The organism is Peribacillus sp. NPDC097224 (assembly GCF_044761985.1).
Classification (GTDB): Bacteria; Bacillota; Bacilli; order Bacillales; family DSM-1321; genus Peribacillus.
The window spans coordinates 304,739-323,534 of record NZ_JBIWDK010000004.1; the positions used below are offsets into that span (position 1 = coordinate 304,739).

Annotated in this window: 20 protein-coding genes and 1 pseudogene; 6 read left to right on the forward strand and 15 right to left on the reverse strand. The window is 40.8% G+C overall.

Going from position 1 to position 18,796, the window contains the following annotated elements; genetic code table 11:
• Positions 1–14 precede the first annotated feature (14 nt).
• Positions 15–677: a YcnI family copper-binding membrane protein gene (locus ACIQXR_RS10915; protein ID WP_402872155.1), complete on the forward strand. Its 663-nt coding sequence runs from the start codon at positions 15–17 to the stop codon at positions 675–677.
• Positions 678–723: 46 nt separating this feature from the next.
• Here the strand turns inward: ACIQXR_RS10915 and ACIQXR_RS10920 are convergent, their stop codons facing one another.
• From ACIQXR_RS10920 to ACIQXR_RS10945, 6 genes are all read right to left on the reverse strand, one after another.
• Positions 724–1,701: a S8 family peptidase gene (locus ACIQXR_RS10920; protein ID WP_402872157.1), complete on the reverse strand. Its 978-nt coding sequence runs from the start codon at positions 1,699–1,701 to the stop codon at positions 724–726.
• 296 nt (positions 1,702–1,997) lie between these two features.
• Positions 1,998–2,504, reverse strand: coding sequence for an SEC-C metal-binding domain-containing protein (locus tag ACIQXR_RS10925; protein WP_402872160.1), 507 nt, complete (start codon positions 2,502–2,504; stop codon positions 1,998–2,000).
• Positions 2,505–2,685: 181 nt separating this feature from the next.
• Positions 2,686–3,306, reverse strand: coding sequence for an AmiS/UreI family transporter (locus ACIQXR_RS10930; RefSeq protein ID WP_402872163.1), 621 nt, complete (start codon positions 3,304–3,306; stop codon positions 2,686–2,688).
• A 204-nt stretch (positions 3,307–3,510) separates the two neighbouring features.
• Complete coding sequence (locus ACIQXR_RS10935) at positions 3,511–4,080, reverse strand: nitroreductase family protein (RefSeq protein ID WP_402872166.1); 570 nt, start codon at positions 4,078–4,080, stop codon at positions 3,511–3,513.
• Between the two features lie 13 nt (positions 4,081–4,093).
• A complete protein-coding gene (locus ACIQXR_RS10940; protein ID WP_402872169.1) occupies positions 4,094–5,266 on the reverse strand; it encodes a toxic anion resistance protein in 1,173 nt (390 codons plus the stop codon).
• Positions 5,263–5,916 carry a 5-bromo-4-chloroindolyl phosphate hydrolysis family protein gene (locus ACIQXR_RS10945; RefSeq protein WP_402872172.1) on the reverse strand — a complete coding sequence of 218 codons (654 nt, stop codon included), beginning with the start codon at positions 5,914–5,916 and terminating at the stop codon, positions 5,263–5,265. Before ACIQXR_RS10945 ends, ACIQXR_RS10940 begins: the two co-directional genes overlap by 4 nt.
• Before the next feature lie 261 nt (positions 5,917–6,177).
• On the opposite strand from ACIQXR_RS10945, the gene ACIQXR_RS10950 reads away from it, so the two are divergent.
• A complete protein-coding gene (locus ACIQXR_RS10950; protein WP_402872175.1) occupies positions 6,178–6,495 on the forward strand; it encodes a hypothetical protein in 318 nt (105 codons plus the stop codon).
• A 33-nt stretch (positions 6,496–6,528) separates the two neighbouring features.
• On the opposite strand, the pseudogene ACIQXR_RS10955 reads toward ACIQXR_RS10950, so the two are convergent.
• From ACIQXR_RS10955 to ACIQXR_RS10990, 8 genes and pseudogenes are all read right to left on the reverse strand, one after another.
• Positions 6,529–6,959 (reverse strand): annotated as a pseudogene (locus ACIQXR_RS10955) (DUF6933 domain-containing protein).
• 165 nt (positions 6,960–7,124) lie between these two features.
• Positions 7,125–7,868, reverse strand: a complete 744-nt coding sequence (locus tag ACIQXR_RS10960) for an ABC transporter ATP-binding protein (protein WP_402872178.1) — start codon at positions 7,866–7,868, stop codon at positions 7,125–7,127.
• A complete protein-coding gene (locus tag ACIQXR_RS10965) occupies positions 7,865–9,016 on the reverse strand; it encodes an ABC transporter permease (RefSeq protein ID WP_402872180.1) in 1,152 nt (383 codons plus the stop codon). The genes ACIQXR_RS10960 and ACIQXR_RS10965 overlap by 4 nt, the downstream gene beginning before the upstream one ends.
• Complete coding sequence (locus ACIQXR_RS10970; RefSeq protein ID WP_402872183.1) at positions 9,016–10,233, reverse strand: ABC transporter permease; 1,218 nt, start codon at positions 10,231–10,233, stop codon at positions 9,016–9,018. Before ACIQXR_RS10970 ends, ACIQXR_RS10965 begins: the two co-directional genes overlap by 1 nt.
• A 16-nt stretch (positions 10,234–10,249) precedes the next feature.
• Positions 10,250–12,127, reverse strand: coding sequence for a zinc-ribbon domain-containing protein (locus tag ACIQXR_RS10975; RefSeq protein WP_402872186.1), 1,878 nt, complete (start codon positions 12,125–12,127; stop codon positions 10,250–10,252).
• Between the two features lie 332 nt (positions 12,128–12,459).
• Complete coding sequence (locus tag ACIQXR_RS10980; RefSeq protein WP_402989338.1) at positions 12,460–12,687, reverse strand: hypothetical protein; 228 nt, start codon at positions 12,685–12,687, stop codon at positions 12,460–12,462.
• Positions 12,688–12,859: 172 nt separating this feature from the next.
• On the reverse strand, positions 12,860–13,570 hold the full coding sequence (locus ACIQXR_RS10985; protein WP_402872192.1) for a GDSL-type esterase/lipase family protein: 711 nt from the start codon (positions 13,568–13,570) through the stop codon (positions 12,860–12,862).
• A gap of 140 nt (positions 13,571–13,710) precedes the next feature.
• Positions 13,711–15,402 (reverse strand): methyl-accepting chemotaxis protein, encoded by a 1,692-nt coding sequence (locus tag ACIQXR_RS10990; protein ID WP_402872195.1) that lies wholly within the window; start codon positions 15,400–15,402, stop codon positions 13,711–13,713.
• Between the two features lie 234 nt (positions 15,403–15,636).
• On the opposite strand from ACIQXR_RS10990, the gene ACIQXR_RS10995 reads away from it, so the two are divergent.
• The 4 genes from ACIQXR_RS10995 to ACIQXR_RS11010 all read left to right on the forward strand — a co-directional run bounded on the left by ACIQXR_RS10995 (position 15,637) and on the right by ACIQXR_RS11010 (position 18,139).
• Positions 15,637–15,840: a DUF1657 domain-containing protein gene (locus ACIQXR_RS10995; RefSeq protein ID WP_402872198.1), complete on the forward strand. Its 204-nt coding sequence runs from the start codon at positions 15,637–15,639 to the stop codon at positions 15,838–15,840.
• 116 nt (positions 15,841–15,956) lie between these two features.
• Entirely contained in the window at positions 15,957–16,976 is a 1,020-nt protein-coding gene (gene spoVAD, locus ACIQXR_RS11000; RefSeq protein ID WP_402872202.1) for a stage V sporulation protein AD, read from the forward strand.
• Positions 16,977–17,042: 66 nt separating this feature from the next.
• Complete coding sequence (locus ACIQXR_RS11005; RefSeq protein WP_402872205.1) at positions 17,043–17,249, forward strand: DUF1657 domain-containing protein; 207 nt, start codon at positions 17,043–17,045, stop codon at positions 17,247–17,249.
• A 29-nt stretch (positions 17,250–17,278) separates the two neighbouring features.
• The gene (locus tag ACIQXR_RS11010; RefSeq protein ID WP_402872208.1) at positions 17,279–18,139 is read left to right on the forward strand and encodes a DUF421 domain-containing protein; all 861 of its coding nucleotides are present in this window, start codon (positions 17,279–17,281) and stop codon (positions 18,137–18,139) included.
• Positions 18,140–18,165: 26 nt separating this feature from the next.
• Here the strand turns inward: ACIQXR_RS11010 and ACIQXR_RS11015 are convergent, their stop codons facing one another.
• Complete coding sequence (locus ACIQXR_RS11015; RefSeq protein WP_403079996.1) at positions 18,166–18,708, reverse strand: YitT family protein; 543 nt, start codon at positions 18,706–18,708, stop codon at positions 18,166–18,168.
• Positions 18,709–18,796 lie beyond the last annotated feature (88 nt).

The window sequence follows — 18,796 nt, forward strand, 5'->3', positions numbered from 1 at the left end:
GGGAAGAAATAAACATGAAAAATGGTACAAAGCTAATTATCGGTGCATTGGCATCTCTATTCCTCTTTGCTGGATCTGCAAATGCCCATGTTACGGTCAACCCAAGCTCTTCAGCACCTGAAGCTTGGGAAACCTATACACTGAAAGTTCCGGTTGAAAAAGAATCATCTACCACGAAGGTTGCCTTAAAGGTTCCTGAAGGCATCACCTTTTCAAGTTACCAACCAGTCCCCGATTGGAAAGTGACAACGGAAAAGGATAAAAAAGGACATGTAAAAACAGTAACCTGGGAAGCGACTGGTGATGGCATTGCTGCAGGCCAGTTCCAACAATTCACGTTCGTTGCCCAAAATCCAAAGGATGAGGCCGATATCGCTTGGGATGCATTTCAATACTATGCCGATGGGGAGATTGTCGAATGGAGTGGAGAGGAAGGTTCTGACCTACCACACTCCATAACAGAAATTACGGCAGCTTCCAAGAGCAATGAAGATTCATCAGTCCATGAACATGCCGAAGAAGGTGATCACTCTCATTCCGATTCTGTAGACAAATCGAAGGAGTCCACAGACAAAGAAGAGAATAACGATCAAACACTGATCATCATACTTGGCCTTTTATCTTTGATCATCTCGATTATTGCCCTTACGATAGCCGCACGTAAAAATAAGAAGTAATCATTTAAGAAGATGCCCCAAAATCACTTGGGGCATCTTTTACTTATTATTCTACAACCATGCTCTTGCTTGCCTCAATGGTTCTTCTAATTTCATTCTGTGCACTATGCGTGACCATTGATAAATTCAACATTCCATTTCCTTGTGCCTTCTTGCTTATCCCCAAATCTTCCGTATTTTTTACCAGTTGGGCATATAGTTCCGCCTCTGTTAATTTACGACCGAATTCTTTTTCTGAGATGATTTTCAAGAGGGCTGCAGCTCCGCTCACATGTGGTGTAGCCATTGATGTCCCACTGAGCTTAGCATACTTGCTTCCTGGATATGTGGAGAGAATATCGACACCCGGTGCCACTAAGTCAATTTCGTCATTCGTATTCGAAAAATCTGCCAAGTTCCGGCTTAAGTCCACCGCCCCCACTTCCACCACTTCTGAATAAGCTCCTGGATAATCTAACTCATCCGTATCATGGCGGCCATCTCCACCGTTCCCTGCTGCACAAACGACAAGAATATCATTCTGTATCGCTTTTTGTATTAGCTGATGTTCCTTATCATCCGGGGGCCCTCCCAATGAAAGTGAAATGACAGAGACCTTTTCACCCTGCGGCCCTTTCCAATTGATTGCATACTCCAATGCCCCATTGATCCAGTTGATATCTCCCTGGCCCTTTCCATTTAAAGCCTTCAAAGCTAGAATACTCGCTTTCGGTGCCACACCTACTACACCTACATCATTCAGGGTCGCTAAAATCGTACCACTGACATGGGTTCCATGCCCATTATCATCATGGTAATCCCCGGTTTCAGTAAAATCCCTTCCGTCAATGATTCTCTCTTTTAAATCGGGATGTTCCTTATCTATACCAGTGTCAATGACAGCAATGACCACACCTTCACCATAATTGCCTTGTTCCCATATTTCCGGTGCCTTTATAAGCTCCACACCTTCAGGAACTTTCTCATTGGCCTTTTCCATTATTTCTAACACTTTGTAAGGAATTAATCTTTTTTCTTTCGACATTTGATTACCCCTTCCTTCGTCAATAATTTGACTATCCTCGGCGAGGGAGACCTATCCCATCTGGTTGTCGTTAACCATTAAAGAGATAAAAAGAATCTCTTTAACTTATATATACCAGATTTTTGAAAATAAAAAATAGTTTTACATAAAATTCCAACTATTTAACTACCTTTATTTCTCACTGGCCATTTACTTACTTTTTCATTATAGAACATACGTTCTTTAAATACCACTTAAATTTCCCATTTTTTCAATAAAAAAAGGCGACTCCCATTGAAGTCACCTTTTCGATATAGTTAAGCCCTGCCACAGCACTTTTTATATTTTTTCCCGCTGCCGCAAGGACAAGGATCATTCCGACCTATAACAGGTTCTGTATGTACATGTGGCATTTTCGCCGCTTTTGCACTCTCCATAATGATCTGGGTACCCTTTTGCTTCATTTTCTCGTAGCGTTGTTTAAACAGCTCCATTATATCTTTGCTATATTTCAATGTATCTTCGGCGATATCCATTGCCTTTTGTTTGGAAGTATTATAATCCTCTAGAACAAATTGATTATCATGGAAAGAAACACGTATTCCAAAATGTTGCCCCGCTTGCTTATTATCTTTCTTTTCCTCAACGAACTCTAGATAGACTTCTTGGCAATCGCAAGTCTGATGCATGCAATAGTAATCATAAATCCAATACGTTTTATCTTCATACTTACTTTTTAATGCAATGCCGTTTTCAACGCCAAAGACATCCAAATATTTAATCGCTTTTCCATCAATAATTTCAAATGGATCAATCGTTCTCATCTATTAGACACATCCTAATTCATCAAAATTTATTAACCTCATTTATTGTACAACCTAAATCCTAAACCGTCACTTGAAACGAAGCAGACAAAGGCGTATCCCTATTCTTCAACTACAAAAGGTATATATATAAGAGGAGCAGTACCTCCGTTTATGGCAAACGGAGATACTGCTCCATGAGTTATGCTGCTATAGCTTTTGTTTTTTCTTTTTTCTTGTAAAATAATAAATAACCCAGATACCCGATGTAGATAATAGATACAACCAATACAATGGCCCAAGCTTTGTAAATGGTTTGGTTATCAAAGACACCTGTAAGGGTCAATAATGATGGAATAGTCAGTGTAACCCATGATAGTACAAGCGAAATTTTCCCGACGAATTCGGAAATGGGCAACTTCTTACAGTTGGTCAAATAGAACATTCCCCAAAGGAACGACCATAATACCCAGTTCAACCCCTTCACCATGTCACCATATTGAGCAAACTCTACGGTTGCGTACACAACTGACAAAATGGACACCCATAGTGAAAAGTACCCGAGACCGCTTCCATCCATCCCTTTTAGAATGGTTATTCCCAAGTACAAGTAGGTAAAACCAAACAAGAATATCGATGCATGTCCTAAAGACATTGCATTGCTAGGTTCTGAAACAATAATTAAATAAAACGCACCGAGCACCTGAAACGAGCCAACAAATAAATTAAATACCGCAACATTTCTTGCATCGGCTTTTCCTAACGTCATTTTTCCATTTAGGAATAAAGTCGCTCCTGCAAGAAGTAATATAATATTTCCCATATTTAAAAGAATGAACGTGTGTTCACTCTCTATGTCCCTCCTCTTTATTAACTCTGCACAAACAAAAAAGCATCACTTCATTCAACATGCTATTTTACGATCTTTTAGTTTTCTAATATAGTAATTGACCACTACTTTGATAATACCATATGTTTGTGTTTTAAATCTAATTGAAAAAAAAAAAGAAGCGTTTCCGCTTCTTGTTCATACGATCCAAGTCGTCAATTGGTCGATTGGCGTTTTTTTTGCTGGTTTGGGCTCCATATCCGGATACCCCAGATAGATAAAAGCCAGGATTTCCCCTTTGGCCGATAAACCGAAAAATTCCCTCACCTTATCATGATAGGCAATTTTACCGGTTCTCCATACCGCACCCAGCCCCAGCGAGTGTGCCGTTAATAGCATGTTCTGAACAGCACTGTTGACCGCACCATACTCTTCAGTTAGAATGACATTTTTCTTATCGCTAGGCTCAATGCCTACCGCAATGATGACAGGCGCCCTCAGTGGGTTTTTCTTTGCTTTTTCCATTTTGCTTATTAGGCTCTCTGGTGTGTCATCCACATTTTCAAGTTTAGTGATTTCCTCAAAAACCTGACCAAGCTTGTTTCTTCCTTCACCCATCAGCACGAAAAACCGCCAAGGCTCCGTTCTAAAGTGATTAGGTGCATAAGTTCCGGATTCGATAATTTGTTCGATGATTTCTTTGGGCACAGGATCTTGTTTGACCAGCCCAATACTTCTTCTCGTTTTAATGGCTTCAAAAGCATCCATCGTAGATTCCCCCTTATCCTTTTATCTCCAGAAGCTTCTGCTTCAATTCATTTTCCATCACGGCAAGTTCCTGCTCAGCATGACGTCGTTTATGTCTTCCTTCTTCTTGAATTCTAAGCGTTTCTTCAAGAGTGGAAATTAAATTGGCCTGTGTATTCTTAAGCGTTTCAATGTCTACCAGCCCCCGCTCATTTTCCTTGGCGGTTTCGATCGTATTGACTTTCAACATCTCCGAATTCTTCAATAACAGGTCATTCGTCGTTTTGGATACCTGTTTTTGTGCCTCCACGGCATGACGCTGTCTGATTAAAGTCAATGCAATGGCGACTTGGTTCTTCCAAAGTGGGATGGCCGTCATGATGGAGGATTGTATCTTCTCGACAAGTGCCTGATTCGTATTTTGAATCAACCTGATCTGCGGAGCGCTTTGAATTGTGATTTCGCGGCTCAATTTCAGATCATACAGCCTTTTATCGAGTCGTTCAGCAAATTGGCGCATATCGTTGACTTCCTGGAACTTCATCTGGTCATTGCTCATCTCAGCAGATTTCTTAAGCGCAGGAATGGTTTGCTCATATAACTCTTCAAGCTTGATTTCCCCTGCTGCGATATAGACATTCAACGCTTGGAAGTACTCCTTATTCGTTTCATAGAGCTTTTCCAAGATTACAATATCCGATAGGAGTACATTCTTGCTACGATCAAGCTTGACGCTGATTCGGTCGATTTGAGCGCCTGTTTTTTGGTACTTCGAAAGGGCTTCCTGTACCGAGCCTGACAGTTTGCCGAACATTCTAGCGAAGAACGAGGGTTTTTCGGCCTTCAGTTCATCCGGGCTCAATTCGTTTAATTTCTTCATTAGATCACTGATGATGTCGCCTACCTCACCAACATCCTTCTTTTGCACATGCTCAAGCATCGAATTGGAAAAGGACAGTAGCTTTGATTGGGCCGGTGTTCCATACGATATCATGGCCTGATGATTCGTCGGGTCGATCTGTTTCGCAAGCTGATAGGCCTTCTCCCGATTCTCCTCCGGAATCACATCGATGAGTTTGACCGGCTTTGCTTCCTGTTTGGACAATGTTTCTTGCTCCTTCACCTCAGCAAAAGGATTGGCTAAAAGGTCATCCATTAAATTAGAGCTACTGGCATTATTCAACAAATCAGAATCCTTATTATTCATTTTAGCCTCCTGCTTTCCTCTATTTGTGACTCTTTGCGTGTTTTAATGGTTTGTTTCGCAACATCCAATTCAAAATTGAGGGTATCAATATCATCGGAAAGGACTTTATATAAATCTTTTTCTATCGTTTTAGTAAGATCCTTCAACGTCTTTCTAGTTTCGGTCAATGACAGTTCAAGCTCCTTGTTCTTTCTCGGTTGCTGGGCCAGAAAAACATATTTCTCTGCCAATTCCGTTGCGGAATCCAAATGAGAATAATAAAACGATTCAGCTTTATAGAACCTTTTCGGCTCTTTTTTAGTCAGACTATATATTTTCCTGATCATTTTAATCATATCCTTCCTCTGTTTGAAGGAAGAAAGGTGACGCACTGAAATAAGTGCCTTTTGAACCCGCCAGATTTTTGGCTTTGCTTCATCTATATTTTTCTTTATATATTGATATTCTTTCCTTGTAAGTTGATGTTTTTTTAAAAATCGTGAAGTGAAATAAAGTGAACCCAACCAGTAAGTGAGCCCCCCTCCGACCAGTGAAAAGACCACCGAAAGCATGAAGGATTGATCTAAGGCAAATAGGCTGATCAATCCCACCAACAAAGCTATCGGGGCTGCAACCAGCATAGGAACAACATCAGCAAGAAATCGATTCATTAGTATTATCCTCCTGACTTACACTCTTTTCTATATATACGGATGATCGCTACTTTAGTTTCATAACGGAAGAAAGATTTCTTCCTTACCTAAACGATATAGGAACTGGCGGATTTCTGCAAATTTATTGAAATGATTTCTTTTCCTCAAATCAGAAACCTTTCATATGAACATCCCCTAGGCAGCCATCTTTGTCACTTTCTTAACTCCCACATAGACTATTGATATCTGTCTATCCAGATTTTAAAGGAGAGTGAAGTAATGAAGCATCACGGTTTCTATCCGTTGCCCCAACAAAACGGAAATCACCAGTTCCAAGAGCTGGATATCGAGGCCAAGCTCCCCCAAACGCAAACGATTGAAGGAAGAATCCTGGAACTTGAACGTCAAAATGAACGCCAACAGCTGAAGAGAATCAGCCAGGTTCATCACGATGTCTCACGCATAAACGCTGCCGTGGACCAGGTAAACCAGATTGTGAATAGGCTCAGTGAACATGATCAGCAACGAAATAACAAAATCACCAAACATCCATGGGACGACGAAATTATCCCGTTTCGCTATACCGTTGAAGACTAATGCATAAAAACAGCAGGGCCTTGCACCTGCTGTTTACATTTTTTCTAATTGCTCTTTCATTAAGTTTATCGGATAACCTGATAGTTTTAGATGGATGAATCGATTATAGTAATGGTTAATTTCTTGAGTGTCCACTCCCACTATGTCCCTTCCCAACGGGTAGTCATACTGTATGTTTAGAATAACCTCTTTCAAGCAACCTAATGTACTACGATTATTAGTATTAGTTATGATCATTTCTTTGCCATTTTTCAATAGGGATCAATTAACTCAGGGTTGATCTCTTCTGCGAATAAACTTTCCCGTACATGTTGTACCAATAATTGCTTGAAGTTCAGAAAGTCTTTCTTCTTTACTCCCACGATGGTCACACTATAAAGGGTCAGATCATTTATCATCGTAAGACAAGTATATCTGCCAACCTTAAATGAATTGACATGCCATCTATAGAATCCCTCCTCCACGCCTTCCTTAAAATTGACTGCTTATATATCTAAATTTTTGAGAACCTTTTGGGTTGCTCCCACTAAGAACATGCTTCCCTCACCTACCTTAATTGATTTCCGAATCTATTAATCAAACGTTTGATTAATAGATGAAAAGCTGACTATTAGCGCAGGGTATAGCTTTTATGAAACCGTGTCATCCGTCTTCCTTAATAATCGATACACCACTTCTTCTATCCCTATATTGTAATACCCCATTTCCCGGAAGCTCTCGGCCGCTTGCTTCAGAGTCCCGGTAAATTTCATGACCCCTTTTTGCAACACACCAATACGGTCACATAACTTCACGATTTCACTCATATCATGGGTAATGTATACAATTGTCTTTCCTTGCTCTGCCAATCTCTTTACATATTGATTAATTTCAAGCTTGGATTGAAGGTCAATCCCGACAGTTGGTTCGTCCATCAAGAGAATATCCGGATCGTGAATCAGAGAAACGGCAATGTTCAGTTTCCTCTTCATTCCTCCAGAGAGGCTCGATACCCTTTCATCCCACTTATCCTCAAGCTGTACGGCATCACATAGCTCCAGTAGACGTTCTTCCGTTACTTTTCCCTTTACAAACTTACTCCAAAAACGAAGATTTTCTTTGACGGTAAACTCATCCCATAATGCGATATCCTGTGGGACAAAACCAATGAGTTGACGAACTTGCTTCGTTTGCTTTTTTAAATCCAGCCCATTAATCCTGATGTTGCCACTAGAAGGCTGTAATACGGTTGCAAGGATGGAAATGAGTGTTGACTTCCCTGCCCCGTTCGATCCCAAAAGTCCAAAGATTTCTCCTTTTCCTATTTGTAATGACACATCATCAAGTAGCAAGTTATCTCCGTATCTCTTTACGATATTATTAATGATAATCATCTGACGTTCAGCCCCCAATTTGTCGTTTTCCAAAGCAAAGCTATGCAAACTCCCGAAAATAATACGGTCCATCCAATCTCGCTAAATGACGTATACCACGGGTAGGCCGTTACCCATAGAATTTTCTGAGGAAGCCAAAGGGATATAAATTCAAACGTTGGGGAAATATCACCAATCGGAAAAAAACTCCCCCCCGCAATTGCCAGAATGAATGCCATTAATGAACCGGCCACATAATAGCTTCCGAGATGATGCATCCGACTCGCCGTCCACATGCTGATGGAAGTTGTAAAAATGATGAACAGAACCATTCCAAGATATAGAAAAAGTGTAGTTTCCATAAGTTGAAAATAACTTAAAACCATTAAACTGCAAGCAGCTTGAAGAACATGAAAAAGAATATAGGCTCCCGACGTCTGTCTTAAATAAGAGGCGAGTCCTATATTCGTCGTCATTATTCTCGGAAATAAAACGGAGCGTTCCTTCACGACCCAATCCGATGTAATGAAACAGGACAGCATGGTGAAGAAACTCCAAACACCTAGGTAGGAAGTAAATAGAACATCTTTATTTTGTGTTCCCACTATACTATTTTCACTGACATAGTTTATGGTCATCAACGGTTTTGGATCCAACTGATCTTTGGTATATTCGAATGCCTCATTCCACACATCCGCCTTTATGCCTTTTTCTTGTTGATAGAGCTTTTCCACTCGATTGGCAGCTTTGACGGAGCTTGTCACCTTCGTAACCTCACTCGCTACCACTTCACGAACAATACCCGAAGCTATGGAAGTTGGTGAAGTCCACAGCTCGATGCTCTCTTTTCTTTTGTCATCTAATATATGCGCCTGAAACCCTTTCTTTAAGACGAATATACTGTCTACCTCATTACGGGAAAGAAGGGTATCGGCCTCATCGAATGAGGTCTCTTTCACGACGATGCGTTGCTGTAGCTCCATTTGTTTGATGAGGTTTCCCGAAAAATCCGTTTGGTCTTCATCTACGATAGCAATCGGGATGACCAATTCCTTTTGTTGCTTCTCCAGTAACGAACCCACCCCAACAGCGGCCACGATCGGTAGCAGAAACAATAGGAGGGTAATAGGCTTGAACATATGCTTTAGTTTCTCTATCATGACTCCCATTACCTACTCCTCCTTATTTGTAAAATCCCCTTTATGATGAAGATACTGCACAGAGATGAAATGATGAGCCAAGAACCAATTTCGACAGGGGCATAGGCTGCTTCCTCCTGCACCATTGCGAACATGAACTTGAGGACCCATCCATTTAATGAAAATAAATTCAAGATTTGTAACCAATCCGGAAAATATACGACGGGTATAAAATGCTCACCAATGACAGCCCCTAAAAGAATAAGGCCGATACCGGCAAATTGATTAAATCTTTCATTCCGTATCATTGCCTCCATCCAGCTAAAAAAGGTTATAAATACGAAAGCAGCCACGAGTGTACTGCCGATCCATATACTTATCTCCGTCAGTTTAGAGATCCCATTCCATAATAAGTAGAGAAGGGCAATCAGGATGGAACTGACCGAAACCATGATATATGCCGCAAGCATTCTAGATAGGGTGGATTGAAAATGAGAAAAACCCAATCCCAAAAGACGGTTTTCTATGGCTGCACTTTCATTTCTTTTCAGTAATAGAAGCCCTAAAAAGCTCCATATCATGATAAGCAGTATATAAAAAGAGATAGCATAATAATGTAATAGACTTTCCTGAAAAAGATTCTTTTGCTTTTTTTCATCAAAGATTTCCCCACGACTTAGTACATGGAGGGAGAAGGAAAGAACATCCCTTTTGAATTGTTTCTTCTGCATGCCCTCGGAAAACCCCGCCTCTTCCATGAAGTAATCGATTGTATTGATCCCGCCTTGTGCAGCTGAAGTAAAATCAGCCGCACTTTCCATCACATGACGGACAAGCTGGGATTGAAGTGGTCTTTGGCTGTTTCCCGTAACTTTGACGGGTGTATTGATGCCTCGTGCTACGTCACGGCTAAATCCCTTAGGAATGTAAATAACTGCCGCTACCCTATTATTATGGAGGAGTTCATATGCCTTTTGTTGACTGGTATCAACGGTGGTCATGACCCCATTCAAATGCGGGCTATCCGTAAGCTGCTGGATGACCATCTTCGTTTCTACCGTAGGGTCTTCATTTATTACAGCTACCTGAAATGCTTGAACTCGGCTCTCCTCTTTTAAAAAGTGATTCCCAATCACACCCGCACCCAATAAAAAGAAAATAGGAGTCAGCCACAATGCTGCGGCCGATTTCCTATTTTTTAACAGTACCTTTAGATAAAAGGAAGTAAACACAAACATGTTCCTCATATAAAACTCACCCTACTTAAAATGCATCATCAGAATCTTCATCTTCAAAATCATAATAACCATCATAACTCGCTTCATCGCCATAATCGTAATCGAACATATCTTCAGAAATGAGCCCGTATTTCATACCGAGCTCCATAAGATTCGTCCCTACTTCTTGCTGGATTTCATACATCTCATCAGGAGAAATGTCGACAACACTTAATCCCTGACCAGAATCAAGCTTAAAGTCCTGCATATCCACTTTATCTTTCAGCTTCGTCTTGGAATCCAGGTTGATTGTGACGCTTCCCGATTCCGAAGCATCCTCTAGTCCGACTGTCATCTTGAATTTTGAATTAGAATACTCATCCTTTATGTTCAGGTCATTCTTCTGTTCAACCGTTCCCTTCCATGCAGACGGCATATCCGAGAAATCCGCACCATCAAAGTCCAGGTTGAATGTCCTGGTGATATCCTGTTTCCCAGCTTTTTCTTCTTTGATGTCACTCTTCATCGTAAACTTGATTTCATTGGTATCACCAAACTCTTTAAACATAAAGGCTGCCTTGAGATCTTCAGTCCGCTTCTCTTTTTTTGCGGCAGCATCATTCGTGACACTGAACATTACCTCTGTATCCTGATCATTATCAGGTGCTAAATTGATACTGAATTCTTTGAATGCCTGATCATCCCCGTAAGGAATGTTTTTACCTTTCATGACCACATTAACTTGATCAGAGCTATCCCCTATTGATGTCGTTACTTTACGGTCGATGATTCGCTCTTTCTTGTCTATTAATAAAGTGGAGGTAAATCCTTCAGCAAAACGGATATCCTTCAATTCACCCTTAACGTCTTTCAAGCCGTCAACCAATTGGCGTTTCATTGCCTTTGTATCTTGCATCTCTTCATCTACCTGTTCGGTTAAGGCAGCAGCACCCGCCACCTTTTGAGCCCGTTTCACTAGAATATTATGAAGCTCTGTATCTTTAATCATTTCATCCATTAAGTCGTCTATGAATGTTTTAGTTTCAGAAGCGGAAAGTTTCAGAGTGACTTTCCTTACCTTCATGGCATCGCCTTCGTGCTTATATTCCACACCTTTTTCAACCTTGAATTGATCATCATCCAAATTATCCATCAGGAAAGATCCATAGCGTTTTTGTATATGTTTCTGTTCCTTCTCTGTCAGTTTCAAATCCTGCCATTCAAGGTCTGATATTTCCAATGTTTCCGGTCCATCATATAACGGATCCATCATCCGCATGAACTCCCCATATTCATCAAAGTTCAGGAAAAAGAACTTATCATATAACATGGGCACCTTTAGTCCGGCTTGGTCCTTGGATTGGACCATTTCCACATCCATTGCTTTTTCCTTATCAATATTTAATGCGACGGTGTAATGACCCTGATTCGTTTTGGGATCCTGATCCATTTTGGCGGAAATCGATGCCTGGCCCAATAGTTCCTTGACCATCTCGAAGTCTGGATCGCTCCCTAAGGAATCCATGTCGACATCCCCACTTAGTGTCATCTCCGAACGGGAAGGTTGCTGCATCGTTTTCTCTTGGAATTCCAATGAATCACCATGCTGATCCACCCATTGCTCTTTTGCATATTGATACGATTTATATTCAGAAAGTAGATATAATTCTTTTGGGGATTTATGAAGAATAATGGCTGCAGCTGCACTGGAAATAAGGATGATTGTTAAGATTGCCGCAATGATTAGCGTTCTTTTGTTAAATCGCTTCTTAGAGGGCTTTTCCTCAGCTTGCTCCTGCCTCATTTCTGCAGCGGCTATTTCTTTTTCCGTGAGCTGTTCTTCCCCCGGAAGTACCGCACCGCATGAAGGACAAAATTTTGCATCCGCATCCACCGGCTTACCACATGTTTTACAATTTTTCATTTTTCATTTCTCTCTCCCTTATCCTGCTTATGACTCCATAAACTACTAAAACGTTAGTCCTTTATCATCATAAACAACATATTTCTATAATTCTATGTTTTCGACAAAAAAAGACAAATCCTACAGGAATAATAGGCATGAGTACCCATTCGTTTTACGTATCACCCCTTACCTCAATTTTTTCTTATTCCTATTGCTCGGTGTAAATGACACATCGCCTTATCCTATGTACATCCAACCTGACATTATTACTGTAAATGCCGTTTTCGGGTAAACCACCCATATCAAGCCTAAAAAAACGGGAGCACCTTAGCGCTCCCGTTTCTCCTAACTCAGTTTATGAGTTGGGCTAATTTTTCATTTCTTACGTCTTGCTCTTCTTTGGAAGATAAATCATATTTCTTTAGCAGATGGAAAAGTTCATTAAGCATTTCTTGCGTCTGCTCTTTTTCCAGCAACTCCTTCAAAGCTTCGCCTAGCGTTTTTGGCAAGAAATCCTGTTGGCTATTAAGCTTCATCCTGACATCTTGCCTGGTATGGTTAAGATTGCATGCTCCCAATGATCATTCACTCCTTATTTCTTTCATGGCATCATGAAACCCAAGCATACTACCGTTCCCCCCCATTAATCAAACGATTGATTAAATTTTAAAAGGGACCATCCTCTTCTTCATCACAAAAAAAGCCAACATACTAACATGTTGACTTTAACGTCTTTGAAAGGATGACCTTCTACTTCTTTTTAGTTATGCCTTTCCAAAACTCTTTGGCCACGACCTTATACCCGGACTTACTCAGATGGATATCTTGTTTATTCGGAAGATACTCTTTATATTTTTTCCCTATTTGAGTCTCGGTCGATACGTAGGTATCCCCATTTTTCTTTGCTACCGCTTTGATTTGTTCATTTAGACTTTTCAATAGTGGCAAAAGAAGTTCCTGTTGCTCTTTCGGATAGTAGGGGAAGGGATTATAATAACCCATCACATATACCTTGGCCTTTGGGTTCAGTTTATCGATCGTACGGAGAATGCTTTGCAAATTTACACGGACCGTATCGATTGCTTCCTGCGCATTGTAAGGGTCCGTTTTAATTTTGCCTAGGAGATCATTGGCACCAATATCAATGGTGATATGGGTTGCTTCTTTAATTTCCTTTCTGACCTTACTACTTTTAACCAAATCATTCTTCAATTTTTCAGAGGTATACCCAGGTACACCAAAATTATCGAAATCGGCCAGCTTATATTTATTCTTCACAAAAGAATCCGCAATATAATCGGCATATCCATAATCGATGACCCCATCGGGTGTTTGCCCAGCGGCCAACGAATCCCCTAAAGCGACATACTCTACTTTCGCCTGTTTGGCCGTTGCACTGAATGGCGTGGCCACCAATGCCACCGCTAATAACATACTTGCCGCCTTCTTCTTATTATTCATTTCCTCTCCCCTTTTCCTAACCCTTTTTTGTCTCACTACAATAGTTCTTTTTTCCCTGGTAGATTCCTTCTTGTTCAGAAGATAACTTTCTGACAAAAAACCACAAAAAAAGCCCGGTTTCCCGGACATCTCTTGTTTGCTTAAATTTTGAAAGCAACGACCTTCTCTTTCAATTCCTCGGCCATCCTCGCCAGTGATGAAGCAGAGGCGGTGATTTCCTCCATGGAAGCCAGCTGTTCCTCTGAAGCCGAAGCAATTTCGGCCGTACTTGTTACCGATCCTTCCGCAATACGGGTTACTTGCTCAATGGCCGCGCTCACTTGATCTACACTCGCTGCCATTTCCTCCGATACAGCGGATGCCTCTTGTATTTCGGAACTTACCATTTCTATCGACTCTAGGATGGAATCGAATGTTTTCCCAGTCTCCTCGACAAGTTTCATTCCCTCTGTCACTTCCTGGGTGCCATAGTTCATCGTATTGACCACAAGTACCGTATCATCTTGAATATTCTGAATGAGGTCAGCAATCTGCTTAGCTGACTGGCGAGATTGTTCAGCCAATTTCTTGACTTCATCAGCCACGACTGCAAAACCTTTCCCATGTTCACCGGCTCTTGCCGATTCGATAGCCGCGTTCAAGGCTAAGAGATTCGTCTGGTCGGCTATGCCCGTGATCACTTCGATGATCTTGCCAATTTCATTGGATTGATCATTCAGTTTTTTCACCACTTCATTTGATTCGTTTGTGGACGTTGAAATGGATTTCATTTGTTCAATCACTTTGTTAAGATACTCGCTACCGATATTGGCTTGTTTTGCGGCCTCCATTGCCGATTCAGTAACAGCGGAAGTCGTTAAGGCAACTTTCTTGGTACCGATGGCCATGACTTGGACACCCTTTGAACTCTCTTCTACATAGTTATTTTGAGTTTCAGCCCCACCGGCCACTTCTTGTATGGCCGTTACCACCTGTGTTGTCGCAGAATTGGTTTGTTCCGCGCTTGCCATCAGTTCCTCCGAAGAAGCAGCAACTTGATCCGTTGCAACATTCACCGTATTGATCAAACTTCGCAAATTACCTTTCATTTCATTAAAAGAGCTGGCCAATTCACCGATTTCATCCCTATTCTTCACTTTCACATCTTCTATCGTCAAATTTCCGGCTGCAATCTGTTTCGCTGCAGCTGAAACGAGCAGCACAGGTTTTGAGATGCTCCGGTTTATGATTAAAGCAATCGCCACCCCCGTGATAATGGCTAGGACGCTTATAATCAGAATAATCCTTTTCACCCCGTTAACCTGAACGGACAATTCATCACTTTTTTCTAAAAGGGCAGCCTGTTGATAATTAAATGCCTCTTCACTCACTTCATTTAATTTTATTGTAAGGGGAGCTCCTTGATTGTTCATTAAGTCGATGTATCCTTTTTTATCATCTAGATCCTTTAATTCAATTAGCTGTCCGGCCAGCGTTTCATATTCGGTAGCATAGCCATTTAGCTCGTCCAAAATTTCCTTTGCCTCGGGATCTAGACTAAGCCCACTATATGTATCGAAAGCTTGTTTGAAGGAATCCTTCGATTGTTGGAACGCTGATAAATATTTATCCGTATCATTGACTAAGTACCCTCGGAGGGCGATTTGTTCCGTGCGAATCGCGTCGACCATTTTTGTCGAAAGAGAAATCTTTTTGACACGGTCTTCTATGACACTTGAATAACTATCGTCTACACTGTTGAACTGATAAAATGTAATCCCCGTTATGATAGCTAAAAGAGACAATACTCCGCAAAAGCTCCATAGTAATTTTTTCTTTACAGTCATCTTCATCTTTCCATCTCCTACTTAAGTTGCATTTTTCTATTACGCGAGTACGTGATAATGATTGTATCGGTGAGAATGCTGTTAGTTTTAGTTGGTAATTACTTACAGTTGTCTCTTATATATGTGCATCTCCATCTGTCTTCCTACGTCTCGACTCAACTAGAGAAAAAAATGACAGGAATATTAAAAATGATCCTTTACCATTATATAAAGGAAAGTAAATAACAGGAGGTATCATCCATGACAGTAATCAGTGATGTAAAAACAACCTTAGCCGGTCTAAAAAGTGCTCAAGCTAGCTTCGAAACTTTCGCCCTTTCAACAGACAACGAACAAGCGAAGCAACTCTATCAGCAAGCTGCTCAACAAGCACAGGAGATTGTTGACAACATTACTCCACGTATTAATGAAATTGAACAAGAAGAACCACAATATAAGCAATAAAAATATAAAGAGGTTGGTTGAGACAACCAACCTCTTTATATTTCTTGCTAAGACTTGTAATGACTGTCTTCTTTAATCTTATAAAAATCAATTCTCACACATTGGGGTGATTAATAATGCTGACGGGGCATCGCACATGGATCTTTGATCAAAAGCCTGTCATACTCTCCACCGGTACCATCGGTGGACCATTTGAAGCAAAAGGAATGTTAGCAGATGATTTCGATACTCTTCATTCCGACTTATGGTTGAATCAGGATTCCTATGAAAAAGCTCATAAAGTTCTTCTAGAAGAAGCAAATACAAAAGCGATTGAAAAGGCTGGCCTACAAAAAGAACAGATACAGTTCTTCCTTGGGGGTGACCTCATCAATCAAATAACACCGACAAGTTTTGCATGCCGGACGCTTGGTACACCATACCTTGGCTTATTCGGGGCATGCTCAACCTCAATGGAAGGACTCGCTCTTGGTGCCTACTTGATCAACACAAAAGGAGCGGATTATTTATTAACTGGCGCTTCTAGTCACAATGCCGCGGTTGAAAAGCAATTTCGTTACCCAACTGAATACGGCGGTCAAAAACCGCCCACTGCACAATGGACCGTGACAGGTGCAGGAGTCGCTTTATTAAGCAGTTCCGGTAACGGCCCTCAGGTCACATCGGCAACGATCGGGCGTGTCATTGATATGGGATTAATGGACCCTTTTAACATGGGGGGAGCTATGGCCCCAGCTGCTGTTGATACGATTGAAACTCATCTGAGAGAACGGAATCTCGATCCTTCTTATTATGATTTAATCGTGACGGGCGATCTCGGGAAAATCGGGCATGAGGTCTCACTTGAGATATTCAAAAAACACGGTACTCCAATCAAGGAAGAACAGTATGTTGATTGTGGGTTAATGATTTATCGAGATACCCAGCCAGTATTGGCAGGAGCCAGCGGACCCGGATGTTCGGCAACCGTTGTATACGGTCATCTATTAAACCGCATGAAAAAAGGAGAAATCAAGCGGATGCTTGTCGTCGCTACAGGTGCCTTATTATCTCCTCTATCCTTTCAACAAAATGAATCGATTCCATGTATTGCCCATGCCGTTTCGATTGAATATGACGCCCAGCAACAACCATAATTGTTTGGGTTCAGCAGTGAAATTGGAATGGTTAAGTATAAACCAAAAGAATAAGGAGTTTTCAGGATGACAATAGCATCTGATGTTAAACAATGCGCTGCCAGTCTTAGAAGCGTGGAAGCTGGACTATCTAGCCTCGCACTCCGAACTCAGGATGAAGAATCGAAGCGAATCTTACATGAAACGATGATGAAAGTAAATGAAGTGATGGTAGATATTCAAAAGAGGGTCGGAGAGTTAGAGAAAGAAGAACCACAATATAAGGGATTTTAAGACCCCTTATTTACAGGAGGTGCTAAATAATGCCTGATTGGTTACAGGTTGTTTTACGATCCCTATTTTTTTTAGTTGTCCTTTTTTTAATTACCAAATGGCTAGGAAAAAAACAAATATCCCAGCTTTCATTTTTTGAATACGTCACGGGTATAACAATCGGAAACATCGGAGCGGAATTAGCCACAAAGGTAGAAGGAAACATTGTTCACGGTGTCCTCTCCATTCTTGTTTTTGCATTGGCACCTTTCTTAGCTGGACTGATTTCGATGAAAAGTAAAATTTTCCGTGATTTGGTGGAAGGGAAAGCGACGGTGTTTATTAAAGACGGAAAAATCATGGAAGACAATTTAAAAAAAGAAAAGTATACAACTGATGAATTACTATGGTTACTCAGAAGTAAGGACGTCTTTGATATATCCACAGTTGAGTTTGCTTTATTAGAGGCAAATGGTGATTTTTCCGTACTGTTAAAGAAAGAAAATAAACCAATCACACCGAAAGATTTAAACATGAGAGTTGCTTCAGTTAAGGAATCACAGATGGTCATCATGGATGGGAAAATCATGGATGAACCTCTGTCCACCATTGGGCTAAATCGTAACTGGCTCAACACTGAATTAGATAAATTAGGAGTGCTCCTTGAAAATGTCTTTCTTGGAGCAGCAAATTCAAATGGCGAATTAACGGTTGACCTATATGACGATAAACTTAAGGTCCCTTCTCCTCAAGAAAGACCTCTAATGCTCGCGACTTTAAAAAAGTGCCAAGCAGACTTAGAGGTGTTTGCCCTCTCTACTGAATCAAAAGATGCCAAAGCGATGTATAGTAAAAATAGTGAGAAACTGCAAAAAGCCATCGATGAGGTAGCCTTCATTTTGAAAAATTAATTATATTTCTTTAGGCGTAAGAGCATTCATTTTCGTACTTCCATGATGGATGTAATCACACCGATAATGACAATAGTCAGACATGAAAACAGAAAAATCTCTATTCCTAAAATAAATAAACCGGCTGATATGATTGCGGTATCAATGATGATAATGATTAAAGCAATATCCATGGAGGAGGATTTGGCAATGAATTTTGCCAACAAATCCGTTCCTCCACTGCTTGTTTCATATCTGAGCATAAGCCCTATCCCCACCCCGATAATTACCCCACCAACCAATGAACTGGTGAAAATAGAAACCGCAAATTCCCTTTTTAATGGGCTTAACCAATCCATGAAAAGAGAAGTCAATAGTAACCCATGGATGCTGCTATAGAAAAGGGAACGCTCATAACACCAGGCATATGTAAATAAAGGGATGCTAAGAACCAACATCGAAAGCCCTGTCTGAAAGTCAAAGAAGTAATGTAGAACGAGAGCGATCCCGATAATCCCACCATCTATCAAGTGATAAGGGACCAAGAATCCATTTATCCCAACACCAATCAAAAAGCTACCAACAATCACTGCCACTACTTTTTGAAAATTGATAAAACCACCTTGCTCCCTATTCGATATTCCTTAATATATGTCCAAATCTTAAGGACAAGAATGG